A 26,420-nucleotide genomic window follows, 5' to 3' on the forward strand; every position below is an offset into this window, starting at 1 on the left:
TACGCGGAGGGCGCCATGGCTGCTAAGGAAGTCTCGAAGAAGAAGTATCTGAAAATCCTGAACAAACGCCTGCGCGCGGAGCCGGCGGCCCCGGCCGGCGCGTCGTTCGTCTTTTTCCCGCTGGGCGCGAAGGCGAAGCACGCGACGGGCGTCGTGTCCGGCGACACGCGCAGCAAGCGCGAGTTGGCCGTGATGGCCGCGGTCCAGCGCAAGGCGGCCGAAGAGTTCGTCGTCGCCGACGCCTGACGGGCGCCGCTGTACGCGTGCCGGATGACCGCCGCCGCGGCTTACGCGGCGGCGGCCTCGCACTGGACGATCGCGCGGCGAGCACGCGCGGAATGTCATGCGCGATCGCCGCGCCGTGCATCGGCAGGATGAGGTCGAGATCGAGGAGCACCTGGATTCGGCTCGAAACGGCCTGAAAACCCACCCGGCGATCAGGACGCCTCGTCCGCCGCCGGTGCCGGATACCGGCCGCTGCCGCCCGCGTCGTCGCCTGCCGCCAGTTGCTCCAGCGCGAGCCCCTTCGTCTCGATCCCGAGCGTCCACACGGCGATGGCCGCCGCGATGAACGACAGCGCGCCAAGCGTGAACACGCCGCCCTGGCCGAACACCGGCAACACCACGCCGACCACGTAAGGCCCGATCAGCGAGCCGATCCGGCCGATCGCCGACGCGAAGCCCGAACCCGTCGCGCGGGCGCCGGTGCCGTACAGCTCGGGCGTGTACGTGTACAGCGCCGCCCACATCCCGAACAGGAAGAACTGCATCGCGAGGCCCGTGACGATCAGCAGCGTCGTGCTGCCGCCGTACAGCGCGCTCTGGCCGTACGCGTACGCCATCGCGCCGCCGCCGATCAGCGACGCGATGCAGGTCGGCTTGCGGCCCCAACGCTCGACGAGCCACGCGGCGCACAGGAAGCCCGGCACGCCGCCGAGCGAGATCAGCACCGTGTAGAACACCGATTTCGTGACTTCGAAGCCGGCCTGCTGCAGCAGCGCGCCGAGCCACGACGTGAGGCCGTAGAAGCCGAGCAGCGCGAAGAACCACAGCAGCCACACCATCACCGTGCGGCGGCGGTACACGCCGCTCCAGATCTCGCGCAGCGCGCCGTGGCCGCGCGCGGCGGCCGGCTCGGCGAGCCGCGACGGCGGCGGCAGCGTCGTGACGCCGGCAGAGCGCATCACCTTCGCCTCGATCGTCTGCATCACCGTGTCGGCTTGCGCGTGCCGGCCCGCATGTTCGAGCCAGCGCGGCGATTCCGGCACGATGCGGCGCACGACCAGCACGAACACGGCCGGAATCGCGAGCAGCGCGAACACGGTCCGCCAGCCGAATTGCGGCAGCACGAAATACGCGACGATGCCGGCCGTGATGAAGCCGAGCGGCCAGAAGCCGTCCATCAGCGCGATCAGGCGGCCGCGCTTCTCGGTCGGCACGAATTCGGACAGCAGCGTCTGCGCGACCGGAAACTCCATCCCCATCCCGATGCCGAGCAGCACGCGGTAGACGATCAGCGCGTCGACGCTCTGCGCGGTCGAGCACAGGTACGACGCGGCGCCCCACAGCACCATGCTCCACTGGAACACGGGCCGGCGGCCGAAGCGGTCGGCGAGCAGGCCGGCCACGGCCGCGCCAAGCACCATCCCGAAGAAGCTCGCGCTCGCGACGAGGCCGGCGGCGGCCGTCGACAGCCCGAACTCCTTGCGGATCGAGCCGAGCACGAACGTCATCGTGCCGAGATCGACCGAGTCGAAGAAGAACGCGATCGCGATGATGAAGAAGATGCGCTTGTGATAGCCGGAGAACGGCAGGCGTTCGAGCCGGGCGGCGGCGGAGGCGGGAGCGGTGGCGGTGGGCATGGCGTCCTCTGAAATGAAAAAGGGGCCGCGCAGCGCATGCTCGACGGCCCCGATGCTTCGTATTCAGTAGACGCGACCACAAACTGCCGCATCGGAGGAAAAGCGCCGCCTGCTTGCCCAAATGCGTCATCGTCGGGCGGCGCGCGCGACGCTCGCCGGCGTCAATTCTTCAGTTTGTAGCCGGTGCGGAACATCCACGCGACGATCGCGAGCAGGATCACGAGGAACAGCGCGGTCGCGGCGAGGCTGATCCACACGTGCACGTCGGCGATCCCGTAGAACGACCAGCGAAAGCCGCTGATCAGGTAGACGATCGGATTGAACAGTGTGACGACGCGCCATGCGGGCGGCAGCATGTCGACCGAGTAGAAGCTGCCGCCGAGGAACGTGAGCGGCGTGATGATCAGCAGCGGCACGAGCTGCAGCTTCTCGAAGCTGTCGGCCCAGATGCCGATCACGAAGCCGAACAGGCTGAACGTGACAGCCGTCAGCACCAGGAACAGCACCATCCAGACCGGATGCAGAATGTGCAGCGGCACGAACAGGCCGGCCGTGGCGAGGATGATCACGCCGAGCAGGATCGACTTCGACGCGGCCGCGCCGACGTACGCGATCACGATCTCCCAATACGACACGGGCGCGGACAGGATCTCGTAGATCGTGCCGGTGAAGCGCGGGAAGTAGATGCCGAACGACGCATTCGAGATGCTCTGCGACAGCAGCGACAGCATCACGAGGCCCGGCACGATGAACGACCCGTAGCCGATGCCGTTCACGTCGCTGATGCGTGAGCCGATCGCGGAGCCGAACACGACGAAATACAGCGACGTCGAGATCACCGGCGCGATGATGCTCTGCATCAGCGTGCGGCGCGTGCGAGCCATTTCTGCGCGGTAGATCGCGCGGATTCCATGCCAGTTCATACGTCAGGCTCCTTGCACGCCGTTGCGGCGGTTGTCGATCAGGCTGACGAAAATGTCCTCGAGCGAGCTCTGCGTCGTGTGCAGGTCGCGAAAGCCGATGCCGGCCGAGCCGAGCGCGTTGATCAGCTTCGCGATGCTCGCGTCGTCGCGCTGCGAGTCGTACGTATAGACGAGCGCGGCGCCGTCTTCCGCGCGTTCGAGCCCGAACGGCGCGAGCGCGGGCGGCACGTCCGCGAGCGGCTGCTCGAGCTGCACGGTGAGCTGTTTCTTGCCGAGCTTGCGCATCAGTTCGCGCTTTTCCTCGACGAGCACGAGCTCGCCGCCGAGGATGATGCCGATCCGGTCGGCCATTTCCTCCGCTTCCTCGATGTAGTGCGTGGTCAGCAGGATCGTCACGCCGCTTTCGCGCAGCGAATCGACGAGCTTCCACATGTCGCGGCGCAGCTCGACGTCGACGCCGGCCGTCGGTTCGTCGAGGAACAGGATGCGCGGCTCGTGCGACAGCGCCTTCGCGATCATCACGCGGCGCTTCATGCCACCCGACAGCGTCATCAGCTTGTTGTCGCGCTTGTCCCACAGCGACAGCGCCTTCAGCGTCTTCTCGATGTACGCGGGATCGGGCGCCTTGCCGAACAGGCCGCGGCTGAACGACACGGTGGCCCAGACGGATTCGAACGCGTCGGTGGTCAGCTCCTGCGGCACGAGGCCGATCATTTCGCGGGCCGCGCGGTATTGATCGCGGATGTCGTGGCCGCCGACCGTCACGCGGCCTTCGGTCGGCGTGACGATGCCGCAGATCGAGCCGATCAGCGTCGTCTTGCCGGCGCCGTTCGGCCCGAGCAGCGCGAAGATCTCGCCGGGGCGGATGTCGAGGGTCACGTGCTTCAGCGCCTGGAAGCCGGACGCGTAAGTCTTGGAGAGGTCGGAGACGGAAAGGATCGGTTGCATGCTCACGGATGGCACGGCCGGCCGGCGCGACGGCGGGCGCCGCGCGTGCCCGGCGCCGCCGCCGCTGCGAAGCGGCCGGGACCGGGGACGGCATGGCGAACGGGCGTCATGTCGAACGGCAGGGTAGTGCGGGATCGCGGGACCGCCATATTAGCAATCGGCAGATCGAAATGCATTCTGATGGAAAGGCCGGGTCGTGCCGGTGCCGAATTTGGGTGGATTGCGGTGATATTGCTCAATGATTCGGTGTTTTATTCGAGTGGCGCGAACAATTCCGGTCGTTTTCCGTCAATCGGCCCGCGCTCGCGTGGCCACCCGGCCGGCTGGCCGACTGTGCCGCCCGCCGGCCCTCGCGCCGTACCGGGACGACACGCGTGGCGCTCGCGATAATGCGTTCCTTTCCCGGCGATACGGAGCGGCGCGCATGTCTTTGATCGATTTGAAATCCGTGGCAAACGCGCAGGCCTGCGCATGGCAATCCACGATCGTCGGCGAAGTGGGTCCGGCCCGGATCAAGGTGCTGCGCATGGATGCCCAGCCTTACGAAGCGGAAGTGCACGACTACAACGAGGGGCTGCTGGTGCTCGACGGCACGTTGATGCTCGAGGTCGAAGCGGAAACGGTCGTGGTCGGCGCCGGGCAGATGTATCTCGCGCGCGCCGGCACGCGCCACGCGGTGCTGCCCGGCAGTCACGGCACGCTCGCGATCATCGACGTGTGAGGGTGCGCCGCAGCATGCGTGCTGGCCGCGGAAGGCCGGCCGGCTTGGCCCGGCGCGGATTCGCAGGGCCGTTCAAACGCGTGTTCCATGCGGCGTTTATTTGTCTGAGCAAATAAAATGAAGGCCGTTTGAAAATCTGTTAAATACCGTATAAACGCTAGGATCGCGCGGCGTCCGTCGTTTGGAACTCTGCATCCATTTACTTGCGGGAATGGTCCGATCATAGTCTCGACACACGACGCATCACGAAAACGAATCAAGCGTACGTATGGAGACCAACATCATGAGACGCCTATCCGCCGGGCCGGCGGGACTGCCGCTTCCCGATTTTTCGCTGAATGCAGGCGCGACGCAGGTCGCATGCCTGCGCCGTCACCTCGCCGTGTAGCGGCAGGCCGTAGCGGCGAGCCGTAGAGGCAAGCCACTTTCCGTTTCGATCGTTCCGACGGCGCCGTGCCGCATGACGGCGCCGCGGGAGCGCGTTTGTCCGCCGCCGCGTGTGCCGCCTATGCCCGACCGGTTCGCGGCGGTCCCGCGTGCAGCGTCATGCGCCGCGCATTCGTGCGGCGGCGCGATACCAACCGGCAGGCCATGCAGCCCGGCCGGACGAGACTTGTCGTACCTGAAAAGGAGGGGTTGATGATTTGCATTCCTGAATGGCGGAAGGCGATCCTGTCGTGCGCGGTGCTGGTGCTGCCGTTCGTCGCCGGTTGCGGCGGCGGCGACGATCCGGGGCCGATCACCGTGCCGCAGTGCTCGGGCAGCGCATGCGGGCCGAGCGGCGCCGAAACGACGCCGCCCGTCGTGACGAAGCTGTGTCCGGACGCGCTCGATTACACGACGACGTATACGGGCGGCGCCGGCAGCGGCGAATACGTGAAGGTGAAGTTCGACACGACGAAGCTGACTTACCAGATGCAATTCATCGACTCGTCGGTGCCGACCTCGGCAGGGCAGATCAACGACACGCGCGCGGGCCTGACGATCAGCGGCGCGTTCCATCATCCGACCAACCTCCCGACGGCCGAGCAGAATCGTTGCGCGTTCGTGCTCGACAGCGGCGCGACGAGCGACGGCGCATATTCGGTGACGATCAATCGCGCCGATCCGCCGATGCTGTTCGTCGGCAACGGCGTGGTCGGCGGCGGCATTCCGGGCGCGACGATCGCGTTCCAGGGCATCGAACTCGCGCCGGGCTTCTTCCTCGGCTCGGTGCCGTCGCGCACGTTCGACTTCTATCCGTTCATCGGCTTTACCGACACCGAAACGGACTTCACGAAGGTGGCCGGCGTGTACAACGAAGTCGGCATTCATCTGTCGCCGACCGGCACCACCTATCAGACCACCACGCCGCAAGGCTGGCAGCCGGACGTCGTGAACTGGAACCAGACGCTCAATGCGGACGGCTCCTGCACGATCACGCAAGGCAGCGACTACTCGTGTCAGACGACCGGTTCGCCGTGGACCTTGCGCAAGAATGCGGACGGTACGCCTGACAACGTGTTCGTCAGCAACGCGCAGTCGGGGCAGGCCTATCCGTCGGCAGGCCAGGGGCAGCCGCTCGTGATCCTCGTGCCGAGCCAGGCGCACGGCGTGATGATCGTCGGCAAGCTGAACGGTGCGCTGGTGCCGGTCGTGATCCGCGTCGGGTATGCGTATGCCGCGCCGGGCAATCCGCTGGGCTCGGTGGCCGATGCGGAGGTCGGCATCTCGATGCTCGCGCCCGCCAAAGCCGTCGCGCGCAACGTGCTGAAGGGCGGGTTCATCGGGGCGACGAGCGCATCCGCATGCGGCGTGGTGACCAACAACGGGCCGTCGGGCAGCGCGGCAGGCCAGGGGCCGAGCTTCAATCCGTTCGTTCCGCATCCGGACCTGCCCGGCGCGTTCAACACGACTTTCAATTACTTCACGCCGTCTGCCGGCAACTGCAGCGACGGCACCGCCGTGTCGACCATCGCGGCGAACTACACGTCGACGCTGTTCCAGGGCAATACCGCGGCGTTCATCGATCCGCAAACGTCGTCGCCGACCGCGCAGTTCGGGCTCGACTACACGCAGGCATCGCCCGGCAAGGTCAAGGTCACGGCCAACAGCGACTTCAACGCGAAGGGCGCGGCCGGCAACGTGGCGATCTTCAAGAAGGGCGATACGGGGTGGATCGTGACGGCCGGGAATGTCTACGCGATGGTCGTCAACAACAGCCAGGTCAACCCGTTCTTCACGGTCGGCGCGTTCGTCCAGTAACCCGGCATCGAACACGTCACACCGGCGGCGCATGCGCTGCCGCCGGTGAATCGAATTTCAAGAGGATTCCTATGAATTTTAAGCATTGGATGGCCGCGGCATCGGTCGCACCCGTGCTGGCCGCATGCGGCGGCGACGGCGACCCGCCGCCCGCGCCGGTGGTCCGGCTGTGCCCGCAGACGATCGACTACAACACGGTGTTCGTCGGAGGCTCCGGGTCGGGCGAGCTCGTGAAGGTGCAGCTCGACACGACGAAGATGACGTACCGGATGACCTACCTCGCGTCGCCGGTGCCGACCACCGCGGGCACCGTGCAGCCGACGCGCGACACCGCGCCCGCGAACGTGGTCGACGGCACGCTGGCCGACGAAACGGGGCTGCCCACGGTGAAGCTGAACCAGTGCACGTTCCGGATGCAGAACGCGAGCCTCGACCCGAGCCGGCCCGCGCGGCTGTTTCTCGGCGAAGGCGTGCTGGGCGGCGCGATCCCCGGCGCGACGATCCAGTTCGACGGCGTGATCGGCGTCGGCAAGATCCCGAAGACGACGTTCCCGTACTACCCGTTCATCAGCTTCTCGTCGCTCGAAACCGACCTGACGAAGATTGCCGGCACGTACAACCAGCTCGGCTATCACCAGGTGCCGTCGCAGAACTTCCAGCCGGTGGCGCTCGACCAGAAGGTGACGATCAACGCGGACGGCAGCTATACGGAAACCGACAACTTCGGCAAGAAGAACGGCGGGCAGCCGCTGGCGTCGAGCGCGACCGTGAACCAGCCGTTCACGCTGCGCCCGGATGCGCCGGCATTCCAGTCGCTCAATTACCAGCCGCAGATTCCGCGGACGCTCGCGGCGCTCGATCCGGCGAAGGCCGGCAAGGGGATCCTGATCGTCGGCAAGCTGCGCAACCAGCTCGTGCCGATCTTCATCCGCACCGGCGCCGCGAATGCGGACCTCACGCAAGGGGCGCCGAGCGCGGACGACGAATCGGGCATCTCGTTCCTGAGCCCGCAGACGGCGGTCTCCCAGGGCTCGCAGAACGGCGAGTACACGGGCGTCGACAGCGCGTTCAACTACCGCGCGACCGCGCTCGTCGGCGCGCAGGCCACGCTGCTCGATCCGTTCAATGCGTCGCAGGCCGCGCTCACGCGCGCGCTGAACCTCGACTACACGCAGACAGTGCCGGGCGTCGTGACGACCGTGCACGCGGACGCGGCGTCGGGGCCGGCGACCGGCAAGTTCGTGTTCACCGGCGGCGTGTTCGGGTTCCTCGACATGGCCGATACGAGCAATCCGTACTTCACGGTCGGCGCGTTCGTGCAGTGACCGCGTGTGGATGGAGACACGGCGGCGCCGCGCGCGAATGCGCGGCGTCCCGACAGAATGAGGGGGAGACTTCATGAAGAAGCTGATTGTCGCGGGTGTCGTCGCAGGCGTGTCGACGCTCGCATCGGCCCAGCAGGCGGGCGACAACGTCGCGACGCTGGGCTGGCTGCACATCATGCCGCAGGATTCGACCAACGGGCTGACGACGAATCTTGCAAGCATGCCGATCAACGGGCCGCTGCGCCTGCCCGGTTCGTTCACGTCGCCGGGCACGAGCCTGACGGTCAACAACGCCGACACGGTCGGCCTCACGCTCACGCACTTCTTCACCGATCACATCGCGGTGACGTCGGTGCTCGGCGTGCCGCCGGAATTCACGCTGACCGGACACGGCGTGATCAGGCCGCCCGGCCCGGCCGGCGCGCTCGGCAACGTCGACATGGACAAGTCGGCGAACCAGCCGGCCGTGAAGAACGCGCGGCAGTGGAGCCCGACGGTCATTCTGCAGTACTACTTCAATTCGCCGACGGCGAAGTTCCGTCCGTTCGTCGGGATCGGCGTGGCCTACAGCTGGTTCAGCAACATCGAACTGAACGGCAACTTCGCGAAGGACATCAACGAGAACCTCGGCAGCGTGCTCGCGGCGGGCGCCGGCAAGCCGGGCGCGACGTCGGTCGAGGGCAAGGCGTCGTCGTCGTTCACGCCGGTCTACAACGTCGGCGCGAGCTATGCGATCGACAAGCACTGGGGGCTCACGGCGACGCTGACGTACATGCCGCTGAAGACCTACTCGTCGCTGGTGATCAAGGCGGCCGACGGTTCGACGCTCGCGACCACGCGCACGCGACTGAAGGCCGACCCGTTGATCACGTTCGTCGGGATTTCCTACAAGTTCTGAGCCGACCGGCGCGCATGACGCGTGCCGGCGGCTTCCTGCGACCGGCTGGCCGGAGGGTTCCGGCCGGAAGATCGCGTTCCTGGCGGCGTGCCGCCATTTGTGAAGAGAGGGGGCAGTTCAAATGAGCATTCGCAAAATCGTATCGCTTGTTGCTGCAGTGGCTTTCACCGCGGTTTCGGCCGCGCCTGCTTTCGCGGTCACCGTTTCGCGCGCGGACGGTCAGCCGATGAACCCGAACGGCGAGCCGTTCTCCGCATCGGGTCTCACGAACCTGAGCAAGGGGTCGATCACGGCGGCCTGTACCGCGACCTTCAACGGCACGATCACGTCGACCGGCATCGTCAACATCACGTCGACGACGTTCACGGGCGGCGCGACGTGCTCGCTGATCAGCGGCAGCGCGAGCAGCACGTCGCCGTGGACCGGGCAGGCCGACAGCACGACGCAGCTGTCGATCAACAACGTGAAGGTGAACGTTACGCTGCTCGGCGCGTGCGGGCCAAGCAAGGTCGTGACGGCGTGGAGCGATGCGAACTCGTCGCTGACGTTCAACAACGCGACGCTGACGCCGGACTGCACGGTGGGCGGCACGGTGCTGACGTCGCCGAAGTTCCACGTGCAGTAAGCGTCGCGCGATCGAAGCGGAACCCGCCGCGCGCGAGGGCCGTGCGGCAAGCGCGGCGGGTTTTCGCGGCTTCGATGCTTCGACGGGGTCGAGCCGTCGCGCGTATCGGCGCGGCGGCCGGTTGACCGCCCGTGTCGCGATCCGGCACGGGCGGCGTGGCAGGGCGGCGTCGCGTACTGCGCCGCCCGATTCGATTGAAACAAAACCAGGTCAATTAGCCAGAACCATCCCGGACGACCCATGCTTACCGATCCAGCAAAGTATGGCGACGCCCGCGGCGCGACGCCCGACCGGCTGCGCACGGCCGCGTGGCTGCAGTACCTGATCGAACATCTCGACGGGGCGGCTTGCGCCGGCGACCCGGTTGTCGTCCCGTCGCACGCGATACATGTGGGCGCTGGCGCGAGCCTGTCCCGCGAAGCGAGGGCCGTGCTTCACCGGCTGGTCCCGTGGATCGCGACGGACGGCAGCGGTTGCGCGTGCGATCCGGCCGATTCGCCCGGCGCATGCTCGCACGTGCCTTCCGCGCAGCAACTCGCGCAAGCCGAACGTTGCTGTCCGGGCTCGCGTGCCGTATTCGACACCGCGCACGGCGTGATCGATGCGTGCGCATTCGATGATCCCGAACTCGGCTGGGCCGCGCTCGAACGGATTGCCGGCGGCGTCGAACGCAGCGGCGACGACGCGGGCGCATGCATCGCGAACGAACACGACGGGCCGCGCGAGACGCCGCCTGCGAAGAACCTGAGAGAAAATCCGACGGCGGTCGCGACAACGGACACGGAAACGCCGGCCCGTCCCGGCGCCGTGATCGACGCGATCGTGCTGCGCGCCTGTGGCCCGCGCGACGACGCCGCGCGTATCGACGAGATGGCTGCGCTCGCGACGTTCTCCGCGGAGCTTGCGGCTGGCCACGGCGTTTCCGTTCAGGCGTACGGCGGTCAGCACAATCTCGTCGCGCGCGCGATCCGCGCGCATCGCGCCGATCTCGCATCGACGGACGGGCTGCTTGCCGCGCTCGCCGTGTGTCGGCTCGATCGGCTCGTCGGTGCGGGCAGCTTCTGGGCCTATTACCTGTTGGCGGGCATCGCGATCGCCGCACCGGATACGGTGCGGGAAATCGGCCGCAGGTTTCATGGCGACATCTGGCAGACGTGTGTCGACCACGTGCTCGCGTGGCCGGCGGTCAGCCGCTTCGGGCCGACGGAGGATGCCGCGTTCGAGCGCCTGCGTGACGCGATGAGCCTGACGTCGCGCTGGAACCCGATCGTCCGCGCCAAGCGGATGCGGACGCGGAGCGTGTCGGCCGCCCGGCCGCGCAGCGCAAACGAGCCGGCCCAATGAAACGCGGCTCGCGGCGAGAACGCCGCGAGCCGCAGGAGTGGTATCGCGGCGCCCGGTGCGGGCGGCCGCCTTCGTCAGACCGTCTCGGGCTGCCGCACGGCCTTCGCGACGTTGCGCGCCGGTGCGCCGTTCGCGACGAAGTACGGCACGTCGACACGCGCGAGCGGCGTGCGGCCGCGGATCTTGTCGGCGATCTTCTCGGCGATCATGATCGTCGGCGCGTTCAGGTTGCCGGTCGTGATGATCGGCATGATCGACGCATCGACGACACGCAGCCCGTCGAGCCCGTGCACGCGGCCTTCCTCGTCGACCACCGCCATGTCGTCGTAACCCATCTTGCACGAGCACGACGGATGGAACGCGGTTTCCGCGCGGGCGCGCACGAACGCGTCGAGTTCCTTGTCGCTCTTGCAATCGGCGCCCGGATTCAGCTCGCGGCCGCGATAGCGGTCGAGCGCCGGCTGCCGCATGATCTCGCGCGTCGCGCGGATCGCATCGCGGAACTCGCGCCAGTCGAGCGCTTCGGCCATGTAGTTGAACAGGATGCTCGGATGGTCGTTCGGGTCGCGCGAGCGCAGCTTCACGCGGCCGCGGCTCGGCGAGCGCATCGAGCCGACGTGCGCCTGGAAGCCGTGCATCTCGATCGCGTTCGAGCCGTTGTAGTTGATCGCCACCGGCAGGAAGTGATACTGGATGTTCGGCCACAGGTCGTCGTCGCGCGTGCGGATGAAGCCGCCCGCTTCGAAGTGGTTGCTCGCGCCGAGGCCCGTGCCGTTCAGCATCCATTCGAGGCCGATCTTCGGCTGGTTCCACCACTTGAGCGCCGGGTACAGCGACACCGGCTCCTTGCACTCGTACTGGATGTACATCTCCAGGTGGTCCTGCAGGTTCTGGCCGACGCCGGGCAGGTCTAGCACGACCGGAATGTCGAGTGCCTTCAGCCATGCGCCGGGGCCGACGCCCGAGCGCTGCAGCAGTTGCGGCGACGCGATCGCGCCGCTGCACACGAGCACTTCGCGGCGCGCATGCGCGGTCGCGCGCTCGCTGCCGCGCAGGTACGTGACGCCCGACGCGCGCTTGCCGTCGAACAGGATGCGATCGGCGAGCGCGTGCGTGACGATCTCGAGGTTCGGCCGCACCTTCGCCTGATCCAGATAGCCGCGCGCGGTGCTCGCACGGCGGCCCTTCGGCGTGACGGTGCGATCCATCGGGCCGAAGCCTTCCTGCTGATAGCCGTTCAGGTCGTCGGTGCGCGGATAGCCGGCCTGCACGCCCGCGTCGACCATCGCCTCGAACAGCGGGTTCGCGCCCGGCTTGCTGGTCGTGACCGACACGGGGCCGCTGCCGCCGTGATAGTCGTTCGGGCCGACGTCGCGCGTCTCGGCTTTCTTGAAGTACGGCAGGCAGTCGAGATACGTCCAGTTCTCGAGGCCCTTGTGCGTCGACCAGTTGTCGTAGTCGAGCGCGTTGCCGCGGATGTAGCACATCCCGTTGATCAGCGACGAGCCGCCGAGCCCCTTGCCGCGCCCGCACTCCATCCGGCGGTTGTCCATGTGCGGCTCGGGATCGGTTTCGTACGCCCAGTTGTAGCGGCGGCCCTGCAGCGGATAGGCGAGGGCGGCCGGCATCTGCGTGCGGAAGTCGAAGCGGTAGTCGGGACCGCCCGCTTCGAGCAGCAGCACCGTGACGTCCGGATCTTCCGTCAGGCGCGTTGCGAGCACGTTGCCCGCGGAACCCGCGCCGCAGATGATGTAATCGTATTCGCGTGTCGTCATGACGGATCTCCTTGTCTTAGAACACCGGGTTGTAGCGGCCGAGCTCGACCTGCACCGACTTGATTCGAGTGTAGTGCTCGAGCGTCGTGATGCCGTTCTCGCGCCCGACACCGGATTGCTTGTATCCGCCAACCGGCATTTCGGCCGGCGATTCGCCCCACGTGTTGATCCAGCAGATGCCGGCTTCGAGGCGATGGATCGTGCGGTGCGCGCGCGACAGGTTCTCGGTCACGACGCCGGCCGCGAGCCCGTAGTGCGTGTCGTTCGCACGCGCGATCACTTCGTCCTCCGATTCGAAATCGAGGATGCTCATCACCGGCCCGAAGATTTCCTCGCGCACGATCTTCATGTCGTCGCGGCAATCGCCGAACACGGTCGGCGCGACGTACTGACCGTTCGCGAAGTGGCCGTCGGTCAGGCGCGTGCCGCCCGCGAGCAGCTTCGCGCCTTCGGCCTTGCCGCTCTCGATGAAGCCGAGCACCTTGTCGAGTTGCGCGGCGGAGACGAGCGGGCCGAAGTTGGTGTCGGCATCGGTCGGCTTGCCGACGCGGATGCGCTTCACGCGTTCGAGCACCTTCTGCGTGAACATGTCCTTGATCGAGCGGTGCACGAACACGCGCGTGCCGTTCGTGCAGACCTGGCCCGAGCTGAAGAAGTTGGCGGTGACCGCGATGTCGGCCGCGCGATCGAGATCCGCATCGTCGAACACGATCAGCGGCGACTTGCCGCCGAGTTCCATCGTCACTTCCTTCAGCGACGATGCGCCGGCGAGCGACATCACCTTCTTGCCGGTTTCGACGCCGCCGGTGAACGACACCTTCGCGATGTCCGGATGGCCGGTGAGCAGCGCGCCGACCGAGCCGTCGCCCTGCACGACGTTGAACACGCCGGCCGGCACGCCGGCTTCCGTATAGATTTCCGCGAGCTTGAGCGCGGTCAGCGGCGTGACTTCGCTCGGCTTGAACACCATCGCGTTGCCGGCCGCGAGCGCGGGCGCGGTCTTCCAGCACGCGATCTGGATCGGGTAGTTCCACGCGCCGATGCCCGCGCACACGCCGAGCGGCTCGCGGCGCGTGTAGACGAACGACTCGGCACGCAGCGGCACCTGCAGCCCTTCGATCGCAGTCGCGAGGCCCGCGTAGTACTCGATCACGTCCGCGCCGGTGACGATGTCGACCGCGAGCGTCTCGCCGATCGGCTTGCCGGTGTCGCGCGTTTCGATCGCTGCGAGTTCGTCGTTGCGCTCGCGCAGCAGGTCGACCGCGCGGCGCAGGATGCGCGAGCGCTGCATCGCGGTCATCGCGGCCCATTCGCGCTGGCCTTCCTGCGCGGACGCAACGGCGCGGTCGACGTCGGCCGCGCTCGCCTGCTGCACCTGCGCAAGCAGTTCGCCGGTGGCGGGATCGAAGGTGTCGAAAGTCTTGCCGCTGGTGGCATCGACGTAACCGCCGCCGATGTAGAGGCGCTGCAAACCGTATACGGACATGAGGATCTCCTTGAGGGCGACTGCGTCGCGCGTCAGTCGGACGCGAGCAGCAGGTCGATGTAATCGTGGGCGAGCTTCAAAGCAGCTCGGGTGTCGATCGGGCCGCCGGCGAGTGCGCCGCGCAGCCACAGGCCGTCGATCAGCGCGGCGAGGCCGCTGGCGGCTTCGCGCGCCTTCGCGAGCGGCAACGCCTTCGCGAATTCGGCGCACAGGTTCGAATGCAGGCGCCGCGTGTTCACGTGCTGCAGGCGCTTGAGCATCGGGTCGTGCATGCTCTGCGACCAGAACGCGAGCCACGTCTTCATCACGGGCGCGCTCACCTGCGTGACGTCGAAGTTCGCGGCGACGACCGCGCGCAACCGCGAACGCGGGTCTTTTCGTGCGGCGACGCGGCGGCGCGTGGTGGCCGACCACAGGTCGCGCAGTACGTGCCGCATCGTCGCTTCGAGCAGGCCGTCCTTGTCGCCGAAGTAATGGCTGACGATGCCCGTCGAGATGTTCGCGCGTTGCGCGACCGATGCGAGCGTCGTGCCGGGCAGGCCCGCTTCGTCGATCGAGCGCAGCGTGGCGTCGATCAACTGCGCGCGGCGTATCTCCCGCATTCCGACTTTTGGCATCGCGACTCCCTTCGCCCGGGCGGGCCGTCCATGGAAGTCGAGAGCTTAGCGGTTTTTTATTGATCGTTCAATCAACAAAAAATCGGGGCCGAACGGCGGGCTGCGTTCCAAACGGGAAGGATCGCCGCCGCCGGAGCCGTGTGCAGGTGCGGAAAAACGAGTTGAAAGAAGGTTAATTAAGTTTGAATCTGTTTAAAACGATTCGTGAAAACATGATGCAATTCGGAGGACCGTTTCCATGCTCGATTTCATTACAAATGGAAAGAATGTCGAAATCTGAAAAATTATTCACGATATGAAATCGTAAAATCGGATGGTGAAGGTGGGTGGTTTTGCGGAAACCGTTTTAATCCGCCGATTTAAACTTCATAACTCATTGATATTAATGAATAAGTATGGTTTTTTTAACGCTGAGGAGGATTGCTCGCAAACGATTGCCATCGTCTTTTTTGAGATTCTGCATACCATAGAAATCGACAAATAAATTTGAATCTGGCGGATTTCCGGGCCGAGTAGAGGGATTTTTGGAATGACTTGAGTGAGCAATATCGACCGTATTAGTATGGCGCCGCACCACGAGGAATGAATGGCGCCGCCGGCAATTGCCGCGGTGCGTCGGCAATCGGCGCGTCCATCGATCGCGCACGGGCCCGACGTCAGCCATTGCGCAGCTGCAGCATGCCGCGACGTCGAGACGCCGCATTCACCGGAGAACGACGATGCCGACCGAAAAACACGTGGTCCCGCTGCCGAATGGTCTGAAGGTTTATGTCGAACGGAACGTGTTCGATCCGGCCTTCGACACGGCGATGCTCGTCAACGGCGCGCTCGCGACGACCGCGTCGTTCGGCCAGACCGTCCAGTATCTCGGCGAGCGGATCAACACGATCTGCTTCGACCTGCCGTATGCGGGGCAGTCGCGCCAGCACAACCCCGGCTGCTCGATCCTGACCAAGGACGACGAAGCCGCGATCCTCCAGTACCTGGTCGAACACTTCGCGCCGGCGTTCCTCGTGTCGGTGTCGTGGGGCGGCGTCGCGTCGCTGTTCGCGCTCGCGCGCGGCTGCCCGAGCGTGCGGCGCGCGGCGATCTGTTCGTTCTCGCCGTTCCTGAACGACGCGATGATCGACTACGTGACGCGGGCCCGCGACCACATCGCGGCCGGCGAGAACCTGAAGGCCGCGCAGCTGCTGAACGACACGGTCGGCCGCTATCTGCCGCGCATCATGAAGCTGTACAACTACCGCTATCTCACGCGCCTGCCGCGCGACGAGCAGGACCAGGTCGCGTTCCACGTCGACCAGATCCTGTCGCTGCAGCCCGAGCGCTACTTCAGCGAGTTCTCGAACATCGGCTGCGAACTGCTGTTCCTGAACGGCGAGCGCGATGAATACACGACGCCGGCCGACGTGCGGCAGCTTGGCGCGCATGTGGCGCGCGCACGGTTCGCGACGGTGCCCGACGCAGGCCATTTCCTCGACATCGAAGGCCGCGCGCAGCGCGAAGCCACCCGTACCGCGCTGCTCGATTTCTTCTGCGGCGAAGCGCCCGCCGCGGCCGGCATCGCACGTGCCGCCGCGCACGCATGCGTGCCCGCGCCGATGCACGCGCTGTCGTCGTGACGCCGTCCGTCGAGCAGCGGGCACGTCCCGCGCATCCGAATTCCCATCCCAACGAGGCAGGCCAGCCGTGAATATCGTTCAGACCATCGCCATCGTCGTTCCGTGGGCCGCGTGGCTCGCTTACTGGATCGCCACGTCGCAGCGCGTCAAGACGACCGTACGCAAGGAGGCATCGCGCTCGCGCACGCTCCAGTCGATTCCGCTGATCGTCGGCGGCGCGCTGATCATCCTGCCCGATCCGTCGTGGCAGGCGCTCGCGCCCGACTGGCAGCGCTTCGGCCTGCAGGCGCAGTGCGGGCTCGCGGTGCTGGTGGCCGGCCTGCTGTTCTCGGTATGGGCGCGGCTGCATCTCGGCACGAACTGGAGCGTGTCGGTCACGCTGAAGGAAGACCACGAACTCGTGCGCACGGGGCCGTATGCGTTCGTACGTCACCCGATCTACACCGGCTGCCTGATCGCGCTGGTCGGCGCCGCGCTGATCGGCGGCGAATGGCGCGGCGCGCTCGGCGTGCTGCTCGTGTTCGCGTCGCTCGCGTACAAGGTGCGCGTCGAGGAGAGCTGGCTGACCGGGTATTTCGGGCCGGCCTATGCGCAGTACCGCCGCGAGGTCGCGGCGCTGATCCCCGGCTTCTACTGACCCCCGCGAGGCGCGCGATGGCGAAGATGATCGTGACCGCGATCGGTTCGGCGGGCGACGTGCATCCGTTGCTCGGCGTCGCGCGCACGCTCGCCGCGCGCGGTCACGACGTCGTGTTCTGCACGCACGCGCCGTTCGAGGCGGCCGTGCGCCGCTGCGGGTTCGCGTTCGTGCCGGTCGGCACCGCGGCCGACTACGACGCGGCGATGGCGAACCCCGCGCTGTGGGATCCGCGTACGTCGTTCCGCACGCTGTGGCAGGTGATCGCGCCGACGCTGCGCCCGCATTACGACGCGCTGCGCGCGCTGACCGATGCCGACACGGTGCTGGTCGGCACGCTATGGGCGTTCTCCGCGCGCTTCATGCAGGAATTGCACGGCACGCCGTACGTGTCGGTGCAGGTATCGCCGTCGACGCTGCTGTCCGCGCATGCGCCGCCGACTCATCCGCGCCTGACGATTCCGGCGCGCTGGCCGTTGCCGGTGAAGTCGGCGCTGATGACGCTGATCGAGCGGCAGGTGCTTGACCGCGTGTGCGGCCCGGCGCTCGACGCGGTGCGCCGCGAACTCGGGCTCGCGCCCGCGCGGCGCGTGCTCGGCCGCTGGCTGCATTCGACCGACGGCGTGCTGTGCCTGTTTCCCCAGTGGTTCGCGCCGCCGCAGCCGGACTGGCCGTCGAACCATCTGCAAAGCGGTTTTCCGCTGTTCAACGATATTTCGACCTCCGACGATGATGGGGCACTCGATGCGTTTCTCGCGGCAGGCGAAGCCCCGGTCGTGTTCACGGCCGGTTCGACCCTCGTCGATCACGCGGCGTATGCGCGTGCGGTGGCGGACGCGCTGCGCGCGACCGGCGCGCGCGGCATCCTGCTGACGCCGCACGATGCGGCGCAGGATGGCGACCGGCTGCTCGTGCGCCGCTTCGTGCCGATGCGCACGCTGCTGCCGCGTTGCCGCGCGCTCGTGCATCACGGCGGCATCGGCACGGCGGCGCTCGCGTGCGAAGCCGGGATCGTGCAGGTCGTCACGCCGTTCGCGCACGATCAGTTCGACAACGCGCAACGCGTCGTCGCGAACGGTTGCGGCGTGCGGGTCGACGGGCCGCTCGACGGCGCGCGGCTCGGCGCGGCGCTCGCGCGCGTGCTCGACGAACCCGCGTTCGCGGTGCATGCGGCGCGTACGCGTGCGCTGCTTGCGGCCGCGCCGGACGGCTGTGGCGCGGCCGCCGATTTCATCGAACGCTTCGTGCCGAAGCGCGGGCGGGTGGCCGCGCGGGCCGATGTCGCGGTGGCCGGCACATGAGCACCGCATCGCCGCTGCACGACGGGCCCGTCGCGCCGTCCGCGCTCGACGTGTCGGCGCCGGTGCCCGCCGCGCAGCCGGTGCGCGGCATCCGGCTCGCGCTGCTGACGTTCGCGCTGTCGCTCGCGACCTTCATCGAAGTGCTCGACTCGACCGTGACCAACGTCGCGGTGCCGGCGATCTCCGGCAGTCTCGGCGTGTCGAACAGCCAGGGCACGTGGGTGATCAGCTCGTATTCGGTCGCGGCCGCGATCGCGGTGCCGCTCACCGGCTGGCTTGCGCGCCGCGTCGGCGAGTTGCGGCTGTTCGTCGGCGCGGTGCTGCTGTTTACGCTGACGTCGCTGCTGTGCGGGCTCGCGCGCGACTTGCACGTGCTCGTGATCTGCCGCGCGCTGCAGGGGTTGTGCTCGGGGCCGATGGTGCCGCTGTCGCAGACGATCCTGCTGCGCACCTTTCCTCCAACCCAACGCACGATCGCGCTCGCGCTGTGGGCGATGACGGTGCTGCTCGCGCCGATCTTCGGGCCGGTGGTCGGCGGGTGGATCGTCGACAACTTCTCGTGGCCGTGGATCTTCCTGATCAATTTGCCGATCGGGCTGTTCTCGTTCGCGGTGTGCACCGCGATGCTGCGCCCCGACGCGCAGCGCGGCGCGGCCGGTCCGATCGACGTGCCGGGCATCGTGCTGCTCGTGATCGGCGTCGGCTCGCTGCAGGCGATGCTCGATCTCGGCCACGACCGCGGCTGGTTCGATTCGCCGCTGATCGTCACGCTCGCGGTGGTCGCGGCGCTCGCGATCGTGTCGCTGCTGATCTGGGAAGCAGGCGAAGCGCATCCGGTGGTCGATCTGAGCCTGTTTCGCGACCGCACGTTCTCGTTCTGCGTGCTGATCATCTCGCTCGGGATGATGAGTTTCTCCGTGGTCGGCGTGGTGTTCCCGCTGTGGATGCAGGCCGTGATGGGCTACAACGCGTTTCATGCGGGGCTCGCGACCGCGTCGCTCGGCGTGCTCGCGCTCGTGTTCTCGATCCTCGTCGGGCTGCATGCGCACCGCTTCGACGCGCGCGTGCTCGCGACGTTCGGCTTCCTCGTGTTCGCGGCCGTGCTCGCCTGGGACGCCCATTTCACGCTGAAGATGACGTTCGCGCAGATCGCCGCACCCGGGCTGATCCAGGGGATCGGGCTGCCGTGCTTCTTCATTCCGCTGACCGCCGCGACGCTGTCGCGCATTCCGGACGACCGGCTCGCCGCCGCGTCGAGTCTGTCGAATTTCCTGCGCACGCTGTCGGCCGCGTTCGGCACCGCGATGAGCGTGACGCTGTGGGACAACCGCGCGACCTATCACTACGACGTCGTGTCGCAATCGGTCACGCACGCGTCGGCGAACACGCAACGCTTCGTGCATGCGCTGAACGCGATGGGCGTGGACGGCGTGCGCGAGCTGACGACGCTGCATCACGTCGTGATGCAGCAGGCCTACATGATGGCGACCAACGACATGTTCTGGATGGCGAGCATGACGTGTGTCGCACTCGCCGCGATGATGTGGCTGACGCGGCCGAAACGCGGCGCGGCCGCATCGTTCGGACATTGAGGAGCAGACCATGACGACACTCGGCGCACTCGTGATCCTGTATCACCCGAGCGACGCGCAGCTCGACGCGTTGCGCGGATGGCGGCACGCGTGCGACGCGCTGCTCGTCGTCGACAATACGCCGCAGCCCGATGCGCGGGCCCGTGAACTGTGCACACGCGAAGGCATCGCGCTGCTGCATCACGGCAATCGCGGCGGCATCGCGGGCGCGTACAACGCGGGGCTCGCGGCGCTGTTTCGCGACCGCATCGACGCGGTCGCGCTGTTCGACCAGGATTCGTCGGTGCCGGCTGCCTATTTTCCGACGATGCGCGACGTCTGCGCGGGGCTTGCCGGGCGTGCGTTCCTGGCCGGCCCGCGCATCTTCGACGAGAACGCACGCAGCTTCCTGCCCGAACTCGCGACGAACGGCATCGGCGTGCGCCGCCTGCACATCGACCCGGGCACGCCGATGCAGCGCTGCGCGTTCCTGATTTCGTCGGGCTGCGTCGTGTCGCGCGACGCGTTCGACGTGCTCGGCCGTTTCGACGAAACGTTGTTCATCGATCACGTTGATACCGAATACAGCTTCCGCGCGCTGTCGCGCAACGTGCCGCTCTATGTCGTGCCGTCGCTGGTGCTGACGCATCGGATCGGCGCAAAGCAGCGGCACGCGATCGGCCCTTTTGAAATGACGTCGATGAATCACTCGTGGCAACGGCGCTACTACAGCGCGCGCAATGCGGTGCAGCTCGGGATGCAGTACGGGCTGCGTTTTCCGGTGGCGCTCGTGCCGAACCTGCTGACCCTGTGGCAGGTCGTGCAGATCGCGCTGGTCGAGCGCGACAAGCGCGCGAAGCTGGCCGGCATCCTGTTCGGCGTCGCGGACGGCCTGTTCGGCCGGCTCGGCCCGCTCGAGCGCACGCGGCCGCGTCTGGCTGCGCGGGCGCAGCGCGTTCGGCAGGGGTGACGATGCGGCGTTCGACGAAAGCGGCAGGTTCGGCGCGTGGCGCGAAGGGCGGCTCGATGGTCGCGGCGGCGGCCATGCTGTTCGCGTTGGGCGGATGTGTGCCGTCGGGCTTCCTGCCGTCGCTGTCGCTGCGCGCGCCGGCCGACGATGCGCTCGCACGGACGGCCGGCCCCGGCGCGAACGGCGCGTGGCCGGCGCCCGACTGGGTGAAGCAGCTGCAGGATCCGCAGCTCGACGACCTGGTCGCGGAGGCGTCGCAGCACAGCCCCGATCTGCAGGTCGCACAGGCGCGGCTGCGGATCGCGCAGGCGCAGCTTCAGCAGTTCGATTCGCTGACCGGTTTGACCGGCACGGCCGGCGCGACGATCAGCCGGGCACGGATGCCGAAACCCGGTGACATCGCCGACGTCACGGCCGGCGGCTATCGCGTGCCGGTGCAGATCTTCGGCGATCCGAACGTATCGCCGTCGTCGATCTTCGTCGGGCTGAACTACCAGCTCGACCTGTGGGGCAAGAACCGCGCGGCGACGAAGAGCCTGATGTCGCTGCGCGACGCGGCCGGCGTCGAGGCCGAACAGGTACGGCTCACGCTCGCCGTCGCGATCGTCACCGTGTATTGCCAGCTCGACCAGGCGTACGCGGTGCGCGACCTGTTGCAGCAGAAGCTGAAGATCAGCCAGCGCGTGACGGCGGTGCTGCGCGAGCGTACCGCGCGCGGCCTCGACAACGCGTACGATGCGAGCGACGCGTCGATCAAGCGCAGTCGACTGCTCGAGCAGATCGCGTTGAACGACGAGCAGATCAAGCTCGCGCAACTGCAACTCGGCGTGCTGTCGGGCCGTGGCCCGGAGCGCGGGCTCGCGCTGCAGCGGCCGCGCGTCGGCGCGTTCGCGGGCGGCGCGGTGCCCGCCCGGCTGCCGGCCGACCTGCTGGGCCGCCGGCCCGATATCGTCGCCGCGCGGCTGCGGGTCGAGGCCGCGTTCGCGAATGCCGACTCGACGCGTGCGCAGTTCTATCCGGACGTGAACCTCGTCGCGCTCGGCGGCGTGTTCGCGTTGACGCCCGCGTCGCTGTTCTCGCGCGATTCGCTCGCGGGCTCCGTCGGCCCCGCGATCTCGCTGCCGATCTTCGACCGCGGCCGGCTGAAGGCGAAGCTCGGCGCGGACGTCGCGCAGGCCGACGTCGCGATCGGGCTGTACAACAAGACCGTCGACGACGCGCTCGGGCAGGTCGCGCAGCTCGTCACGTCGCTGCAGACGTCGCAGACGCTCGTCGCGCAGCAGCAGGATGCGGTCGCGGCCGCGCAGAAGATCGTGCAGATCGCGACCGATCGGCATCGACGCGGCGTGCTGATGCAGAAGGACGTCGATGTCGCGGATCTCACGCTGATCGACGAGCGCGCGCAGATGATCGCGCTGCTCGGCAAGCAGCGGACATTGCGCGTCGGGTTGATCGGCGCGCTGGGCGGCGGGTTCGATGCGGGCGCAACGGTCGCGCAGGCGCAGGCGTCGGCCGTGCAGCGGGCGCGTAGCGGGGCGGCCCGGCGCGGGGCGGCCGTTGCCATGGCCGCGAACCGGGCTGCGGTGGCGGGCCCGTCGAACGACTCGCAAGCGGGGCGCACGGCAATGTCGCCGGCCGCTGCCACGACGCGGGCCGCGTCCGCGCCCGAATCCGTCCGATGCGACGACCCCGCGCGCCCGTCCACGGTCGGTGCCTCCCGCCCCGACGCGATGCCGCGCAGCACGCCCGTTCTCGCGCGCACGGCCTCGGCGAGCCCGATGCCGGGCTCGGCGTCGACGCCCGCGATTCCCGTCTTCCAGCACGATCGTCTGATCGTTACGCAAAGCGACTGATGCACCACGACAACCTTCATTCCGCCGCGCCGCCGGCCGCGCTGAACGATCCGGCCCTCGACGCGCGCCGCGCGACGCGCCGCAAGCGCTTCACCGTGTTCTTCGCGATCGTGCTGCTGGCCGCGATTGCGTGGATCGCGTACTGGCTGTTGAGCGACCGGTACTACGAAGACACCGACGACGCATACGTCGCGGGCAGCATCGTTCAGGTCGCCGCGCAGATCCCGGGCGCGGTGACCGACGTGGTGGTTGCCGACACGCAGGCCGTGCGCGCGGGGCAGACGCTCGTGAAGCTCGACGACACCGAGGCGTCCGTCGCGTTCGCGCAGGCGAAGGCGCAGCTCGCGCAGGCCGTGCGCCAGGTCGCGAACGCGAGGATTTCGAACACGATGTACGTCGAGGCCGTGAATGCGCGGCGAGCCGACCTGTCGCTCGCGCAGCGCGCGCTCGCCGCGCGTTCGGGCGCATCGGTCGAGATCGTCGCGCCGGAAGAACTGGCGCGGGCGCGCGCGGCGGTGGCCGGCGCGCAGGCGAACCTCGCGGCCGCGCAGGCACAGCTCGACGCGGCGCGCGCGCTCGGCAGCAAGCTGCCTGTCGACGAAAGCCCGGCCGTCATGCAGGCGGCCGCGCAGTTCAAGCTTGCGTACCGGAACCTGAAACGCACGACGATCGTCGCGCCCGTCGACGGCACGATCGGGCAGCGCTCGGTGCAGGTCGGCCAGCAGGTCGGGCCAGGCGTGCCGCTGATGTCGATCGTGCAGCTCAACCGGCTGTGGGTCGACGCGAATTTCAAGGAAGGGCAGATCCGCCACATGCGCGTCGGGCAGCCGGTCGAGGTCGTGTCGGATCTCTACGGCTCGCGCATCGCCTATCGCGGCCGCGTGCAGGGCTTCTCGGCCGGCACGGGCAGCGCGTTCTCGATGCTGCCGTCGCAGAACGCGGCCGGCAACTGGATCAAGGTCGTGCAGCGCGTGCCGGTCGTGATCGCGCTCGATCCGCGCGATCTCGCCGCGCATCCGCTGCGCGTCGGGCTGTCGATGCGCGCGACGGTCGACACGCACGACCGCAACGGCCACGCGCTCGACAGCGAGCCGCCGACGCCCGCCGTCAGCACGCGCGTGCACGACGGCGTCGCGGGCGACGCGGAAGCGGCCGCCGCCGCGATCATCCGCGAGAATCAGGGCGGGTAGCGGCTGCCGGTCGGGGCGCGGCCGGCAGCAACGGCCGGTCCGGCCCCTGTGTGTCTCGCGCCCGGTAGATTCCCGCCCGACTTTCGTATTTCCGCCATCGATGTCGGCGCCGATCAAACGCATGTCGCGTTTGAGACATCGGCGCCCCTGCCTCCCGGACTACTCTCGAACAGCACGTTGCGCGTGCGCCGCATGGCGCCGGCGCGCCGCGGCGCCATCCAACGAGACATGGAGACAATACGATGAGCAGCAATCGAGGTGTCGTCTATCTTGGGCCGGGCCAGGTCGAAGTCCAGAAAATCGATTATCCGAAGATGGTCGACCCGAGCGGCCGCGCGATCGGCCACGGCGTAATCCTGAAAGTGGTCAGCACGAACATCTGCGGCTCCGACCAGCACATGGTGCGCGGCCGGACGACCGCGCCGGTCGGCCTCGTGCTCGGTCACGAGATCACCGGCGAAGTGGTCGAAGTGGGCCGCGACGTCGAGACGCTGAAGCTCGGCGATCTCGTGTCGGTGCCGTTCAACGTTGCGTGCGGCCGCTGCGCGATGTGCAAGGACACGCATACGGGCGTGTGCCTGAACGTGAATCCGTCGCGTGCGGGCGGCGCGTACGGCTATGTCGACATGGGCGGCTGGATCGGCGGCCAGGCCGAGTACGTGCTCGTGCCGTATGCCGATTTCAACCTGCTGAAATTCCCGGATCGCGACCAGGCGATGGCGAAGATCCGCGACCTGACCTGCCTGTCCGACATTCTGCCGACCGGTTATCACGGTGCGGTGAGCGCGGGCGTGAAGCCCGGCTCGACGGTCTACATCGCGGGCGCGGGCCCGGTCGGGATGGCGGCGGCCGCCTCGGCGCGCCTGCTCGGCGCGGCCGTGACGATCGTCGGCGACATGAACGCGGAACGCCTCGCGCATGCGCGGGCGATGGGCTTCGAGACGGTCGACCTGTCGAAGGACGCGTCGCTCGGCGAGCAGATCGAGCAGATTCTCGGCGTGCCCGAGATCGATTGCGCGGTCGACTGCGTCGGCTTCGAGGCGCACGGCCACGGCTCGTCGGGCCATTCGGAGGAAGCGCCCGCGACGGTACTGAACTCGCTGATGGAAATCACGCGCCCGGCCGGCGCGATCGGCATCCCGGGCCTGTACGTGACGGACGATCCGGGCGCGAAGGACAAGGCCGCGCAGCACGGCAGCCTGAGCATCCGCTTCGGCCTCGGCTGGGCGAAGTCGCATTCGTTCTTCACGGGCCAGACGCCGGTGCTGAAGTACAACCGCAACCTGATGCAGGCGATCCTGTTCGACCGGCTGCCGATCGCGAAGATCGTCAACGTCGAAGTGATCTCGCTCGACCAGGCGCCGGAAGGCTACAAGAAGTTCGACGGCGGCGCGCCGCGCAAATTCGTCATCGACCCGCACGGGTTGCTGGCGGCGTGATGCGCTAGCGTTCGACGCGCACCACGCGAAGCGGGCGGTTCCGGAAACGGGCCGCCCGTTTTTTCGTTGCGGGAGCGACGGTGACGGCAGTGCAACGCGACGACCGCTGAGCCCGAGCCCGGGTCACGCTCAGTGGCCGCGATAGAGCTTCGCGAGTTCGGCGTTGCTGGCCGCGGCGCGACGTGTGCGCCCGGTGTGCACGCTGACGCGGCGGATCGCACGCGTGCGATGGGCGGTGTCGCGGCTGCCTTTCCAGTCGGCCATGCGGACCGCGCCGGCGCGCGTCCGGTCAGGCGGGCGCAACGATGGCGCGGCTTGTGCAATGGCCATCTTGCGAGCAGGTTGGGTTGCGAGTGGGGCGCCTGGTGGCAGACTGGCCGCCACTTGCGTTTCATCGGGCGAATGAAACGGGTAGACGGGTGCCGGCACGACCGGCAGCAACGGATCGTTCGACGCGGGCAGCATGGTTTCGGTCGCGACGGCGGCCGGCGCACCGGATCCGCGACAAACGGGATCGGCCTTGCAGGTCTGGTCGACCGCCACGTAGCCGCCGACCAGCAGCACGAGCGTAAGGATGCTCAGGATCGGCGCGCTCGACGCGCGCGGCCGCTGGAAAGCCGCGTTGCGCATCGCGCGGGCGATGCGTGACGACCACGTGTGAAACGATCGCGGCGCATGGGCGGCGTGCGCATCGGCCGACGTGTGTCGGATCGGTTCGAACGGCCCGTTCCATTGACCGCAGACGGGGCAGTGCTCGAGCGCGCGGAACGCCACGAAGCCGCATTCGCGGCAGCGGCAGCACGTCGCGTGCCGCGATTCGGCGCGCGCATTCAGCACGGCACGCCAGGCATCGCGCGCGCGGACGCTGCGGCTAGGCAGGACACGCATGTCAGCGACCGACGGGCGCGATCGTCGGGCTAGAGATCGGCGGTCGTTCGCATGCGGTGCTCATGGGATTCTCCATAACATCGGACGGGTGGAACCCGTTCGTCCACGTCTGCCTGCTGCTTCATTCTTGGTCGTTCGCGCACGAAACGCAAGGCGCATGTCGCGCATTCCGCTCCGTACG

General features: G+C 67.8%; 22 protein-coding genes. 15 read left to right on the forward strand and 7 right to left on the reverse strand.

What is annotated here, in order from left to right:
• The first annotated feature begins 15 nt into the window (after positions 1-15).
• Positions 16-246, forward strand: a complete 231-nt coding sequence (locus KR541_RS22610; RefSeq protein WP_050012270.1) for a hypothetical protein — start codon at positions 16-18, stop codon at positions 244-246.
• 191 nt (positions 247-437) lie between these two features.
• Here the strand turns inward: KR541_RS22610 and KR541_RS22615 are convergent, their stop codons facing one another.
• From KR541_RS22615 to KR541_RS22625, 3 genes are all read right to left on the reverse strand, one after another.
• Positions 438-1,862: an MFS transporter gene (locus tag KR541_RS22615; protein WP_124631572.1), complete on the reverse strand. Its 1,425-nt coding sequence runs from the start codon at positions 1,860-1,862 to the stop codon at positions 438-440.
• Positions 1,863-2,023: 161 nt separating this feature from the next.
• Entirely contained in the window at positions 2,024-2,785 is a 762-nt protein-coding gene (locus KR541_RS22620) for an ABC transporter permease (protein ID WP_050012272.1), read from the reverse strand.
• A gap of 3 nt (positions 2,786-2,788) precedes the next feature.
• Complete coding sequence (locus KR541_RS22625; protein ID WP_050012273.1) at positions 2,789-3,733, reverse strand: ABC transporter ATP-binding protein; 945 nt, start codon at positions 3,731-3,733, stop codon at positions 2,789-2,791.
• 424 nt (positions 3,734-4,157) lie between these two features.
• Between KR541_RS22625 and KR541_RS22630 the strand changes: the two genes are divergently transcribed.
• The 6 genes from KR541_RS22630 to KR541_RS22655 all read left to right on the forward strand — a co-directional run bounded on the left by KR541_RS22630 (position 4,158) and on the right by KR541_RS22655 (position 10,890).
• Complete coding sequence (locus tag KR541_RS22630) at positions 4,158-4,454, forward strand: cupin domain-containing protein (protein ID WP_050012274.1); 297 nt, start codon at positions 4,158-4,160, stop codon at positions 4,452-4,454.
• Between the two features lie 639 nt (positions 4,455-5,093).
• Positions 5,094-6,698 carry a DUF2957 domain-containing protein gene (locus tag KR541_RS22635; protein WP_204384440.1) on the forward strand — a complete coding sequence of 535 codons (1,605 nt, stop codon included), beginning with the start codon at positions 5,094-5,096 and terminating at the stop codon, positions 6,696-6,698.
• A gap of 71 nt (positions 6,699-6,769) precedes the next feature.
• Positions 6,770-8,023 carry a DUF2957 domain-containing protein gene (locus KR541_RS22640; protein WP_216089800.1) on the forward strand — a complete coding sequence of 418 codons (1,254 nt, stop codon included), beginning with the start codon at positions 6,770-6,772 and terminating at the stop codon, positions 8,021-8,023.
• A gap of 73 nt (positions 8,024-8,096) precedes the next feature.
• On the forward strand, positions 8,097-8,921 hold the full coding sequence (locus KR541_RS22645; RefSeq protein ID WP_050012277.1) for an OmpW/AlkL family protein: 825 nt from the start codon (positions 8,097-8,099) through the stop codon (positions 8,919-8,921).
• 121 nt (positions 8,922-9,042) lie between these two features.
• Positions 9,043-9,546 carry a hypothetical protein gene (locus KR541_RS22650; protein WP_050012278.1) on the forward strand — a complete coding sequence of 168 codons (504 nt, stop codon included), beginning with the start codon at positions 9,043-9,045 and terminating at the stop codon, positions 9,544-9,546.
• Positions 9,547-9,786: 240 nt separating this feature from the next.
• Positions 9,787-10,890 (forward strand): hypothetical protein, encoded by a 1,104-nt coding sequence (locus KR541_RS22655; protein ID WP_050012279.1) that lies wholly within the window; start codon positions 9,787-9,789, stop codon positions 10,888-10,890.
• Positions 10,891-10,964: 74 nt separating this feature from the next.
• Here the strand turns inward: KR541_RS22655 and betA are convergent, their stop codons facing one another.
• From betA to betI, 3 genes are read right to left on the reverse strand one after another with little or no spacing between them, the layout of a single operon-like run.
• Complete coding sequence (gene betA, locus KR541_RS22660) at positions 10,965-12,665, reverse strand: choline dehydrogenase (protein WP_050012280.1); 1,701 nt, start codon at positions 12,663-12,665, stop codon at positions 10,965-10,967.
• A 16-nt stretch (positions 12,666-12,681) separates the two neighbouring features.
• The gene (betB, locus tag KR541_RS22665) at positions 12,682-14,151 is read right to left on the reverse strand and encodes a betaine-aldehyde dehydrogenase (RefSeq protein WP_050012281.1); all 1,470 of its coding nucleotides are present in this window, start codon (positions 14,149-14,151) and stop codon (positions 12,682-12,684) included.
• Between the two features lie 32 nt (positions 14,152-14,183).
• The gene (gene betI / locus KR541_RS22670) at positions 14,184-14,768 is read right to left on the reverse strand and encodes a transcriptional regulator BetI (protein WP_050012282.1); all 585 of its coding nucleotides are present in this window, start codon (positions 14,766-14,768) and stop codon (positions 14,184-14,186) included.
• 719 nt (positions 14,769-15,487) lie between these two features.
• On the opposite strand from betI, the gene KR541_RS22675 reads away from it, so the two are divergent.
• The 8 genes from KR541_RS22675 to fdhA all read left to right on the forward strand — a co-directional run bounded on the left by KR541_RS22675 (position 15,488) and on the right by fdhA (position 25,351).
• The gene (locus KR541_RS22675; protein WP_050012283.1) at positions 15,488-16,390 is read left to right on the forward strand and encodes an alpha/beta fold hydrolase; all 903 of its coding nucleotides are present in this window, start codon (positions 15,488-15,490) and stop codon (positions 16,388-16,390) included.
• Positions 16,391-16,457: 67 nt separating this feature from the next.
• Positions 16,458-17,027, forward strand: a complete 570-nt coding sequence (locus tag KR541_RS22680) for a methyltransferase family protein (RefSeq protein WP_050012284.1) — start codon at positions 16,458-16,460, stop codon at positions 17,025-17,027.
• Positions 17,028-17,044: 17 nt separating this feature from the next.
• Positions 17,045-18,328, forward strand: coding sequence for a glycosyltransferase (locus tag KR541_RS22685; protein WP_050012285.1), 1,284 nt, complete (start codon positions 17,045-17,047; stop codon positions 18,326-18,328).
• Positions 18,325-19,920 (forward strand): DHA2 family efflux MFS transporter permease subunit, encoded by a 1,596-nt coding sequence (locus tag KR541_RS22690; protein WP_050012286.1) that lies wholly within the window; start codon positions 18,325-18,327, stop codon positions 19,918-19,920. The genes KR541_RS22685 and KR541_RS22690 overlap by 4 nt, the downstream gene beginning before the upstream one ends.
• 10 nt (positions 19,921-19,930) lie before the next feature.
• Entirely contained in the window at positions 19,931-20,869 is a 939-nt protein-coding gene (locus KR541_RS22695) for a glycosyltransferase family 2 protein (protein WP_050012287.1), read from the forward strand.
• A 2-nt stretch (positions 20,870-20,871) separates the two neighbouring features.
• Positions 20,872-22,722, forward strand: a complete 1,851-nt coding sequence (locus KR541_RS22700; protein ID WP_216089801.1) for an efflux transporter outer membrane subunit — start codon at positions 20,872-20,874, stop codon at positions 22,720-22,722.
• Positions 22,722-23,912: an HlyD/EmrA/EmrK family protein gene (locus KR541_RS22705; protein WP_050012289.1), complete on the forward strand. Its 1,191-nt coding sequence runs from the start codon at positions 22,722-22,724 to the stop codon at positions 23,910-23,912. Before KR541_RS22700 ends, KR541_RS22705 begins: the two co-directional genes overlap by 1 nt.
• A 242-nt stretch (positions 23,913-24,154) precedes the next feature.
• Complete coding sequence (gene fdhA, locus KR541_RS22710; protein ID WP_011547090.1) at positions 24,155-25,351, forward strand: formaldehyde dehydrogenase, glutathione-independent; 1,197 nt, start codon at positions 24,155-24,157, stop codon at positions 25,349-25,351.
• Between the two features lie 129 nt (positions 25,352-25,480).
• Here fdhA and KR541_RS22715 read toward each other — a convergent pair whose 3' ends face one another.
• Positions 25,481-26,239: a hypothetical protein gene (locus tag KR541_RS22715; RefSeq protein ID WP_050012290.1), complete on the reverse strand. Its 759-nt coding sequence runs from the start codon at positions 26,237-26,239 to the stop codon at positions 25,481-25,483.
• Positions 26,240-26,420 lie beyond the last annotated feature (181 nt).

The organism is Burkholderia sola (genome assembly GCF_905400185.1).
Classification (GTDB): domain Bacteria; phylum Pseudomonadota; class Gammaproteobacteria; order Burkholderiales; family Burkholderiaceae; genus Burkholderia; species Burkholderia sola.

Excerpts from the sequence above, each read along its gene's own strand:
- KR541_RS22610 (WP_050012270.1), top strand. The coding sequence starts at position 16 with ATGGCTGCTAAGGAAGTCTCGAAGAAGAAGTATCTGAAAATCCTGAAC.
- KR541_RS22615 (WP_124631572.1), bottom strand. The coding sequence starts at position 1,862 with ATGCCCACCGCCACCGCTCCCGCCTCCGCCGCCGCCCGGCTCGAACGC.
- KR541_RS22620 (WP_050012272.1), bottom strand. The coding sequence starts at position 2,785 with ATGAACTGGCATGGAATCCGCGCGATCTACCGCGCAGAAATGGCTCGC.
- KR541_RS22625 (WP_050012273.1), bottom strand. The coding sequence starts at position 3,733 with ATGCAACCGATCCTTTCCGTCTCCGACCTCTCCAAGACTTACGCGTCC.
- KR541_RS22630 (WP_050012274.1), top strand. The coding sequence starts at position 4,158 with ATGTCTTTGATCGATTTGAAATCCGTGGCAAACGCGCAGGCCTGCGCA.
- KR541_RS22635 (WP_204384440.1), top strand. The coding sequence starts at position 5,094 with ATGATTTGCATTCCTGAATGGCGGAAGGCGATCCTGTCGTGCGCGGTG.
- KR541_RS22640 (WP_216089800.1), top strand. The coding sequence starts at position 6,770 with ATGAATTTTAAGCATTGGATGGCCGCGGCATCGGTCGCACCCGTGCTG.
- KR541_RS22645 (WP_050012277.1), top strand. The coding sequence starts at position 8,097 with ATGAAGAAGCTGATTGTCGCGGGTGTCGTCGCAGGCGTGTCGACGCTC.
- KR541_RS22650 (WP_050012278.1), top strand. The coding sequence starts at position 9,043 with ATGAGCATTCGCAAAATCGTATCGCTTGTTGCTGCAGTGGCTTTCACC.
- KR541_RS22655 (WP_050012279.1), top strand. The coding sequence starts at position 9,787 with ATGCTTACCGATCCAGCAAAGTATGGCGACGCCCGCGGCGCGACGCCC.
- betA (WP_050012280.1), bottom strand. The coding sequence starts at position 12,665 with ATGACGACACGCGAATACGATTACATCATCTGCGGCGCGGGTTCCGCG.
- betB (WP_050012281.1), bottom strand. The coding sequence starts at position 14,151 with ATGTCCGTATACGGTTTGCAGCGCCTCTACATCGGCGGCGGTTACGTC.
- betI (WP_050012282.1), bottom strand. The coding sequence starts at position 14,768 with ATGCCAAAAGTCGGAATGCGGGAGATACGCCGCGCGCAGTTGATCGAC.
- KR541_RS22675 (WP_050012283.1), top strand. The coding sequence starts at position 15,488 with ATGCCGACCGAAAAACACGTGGTCCCGCTGCCGAATGGTCTGAAGGTT.
- KR541_RS22685 (WP_050012285.1), top strand. The coding sequence starts at position 17,045 with ATGGCGAAGATGATCGTGACCGCGATCGGTTCGGCGGGCGACGTGCAT.
- KR541_RS22690 (WP_050012286.1), top strand. The coding sequence starts at position 18,325 with ATGAGCACCGCATCGCCGCTGCACGACGGGCCCGTCGCGCCGTCCGCG.
- KR541_RS22695 (WP_050012287.1), top strand. The coding sequence starts at position 19,931 with ATGACGACACTCGGCGCACTCGTGATCCTGTATCACCCGAGCGACGCG.
- KR541_RS22700 (WP_216089801.1), top strand. The coding sequence starts at position 20,872 with ATGCGGCGTTCGACGAAAGCGGCAGGTTCGGCGCGTGGCGCGAAGGGC.
- KR541_RS22705 (WP_050012289.1), top strand. The coding sequence starts at position 22,722 with ATGCACCACGACAACCTTCATTCCGCCGCGCCGCCGGCCGCGCTGAAC.
- fdhA (WP_011547090.1), top strand. The coding sequence starts at position 24,155 with ATGAGCAGCAATCGAGGTGTCGTCTATCTTGGGCCGGGCCAGGTCGAA.
- KR541_RS22715 (WP_050012290.1), bottom strand. The coding sequence starts at position 26,239 with ATGCGTGTCCTGCCTAGCCGCAGCGTCCGCGCGCGCGATGCCTGGCGT.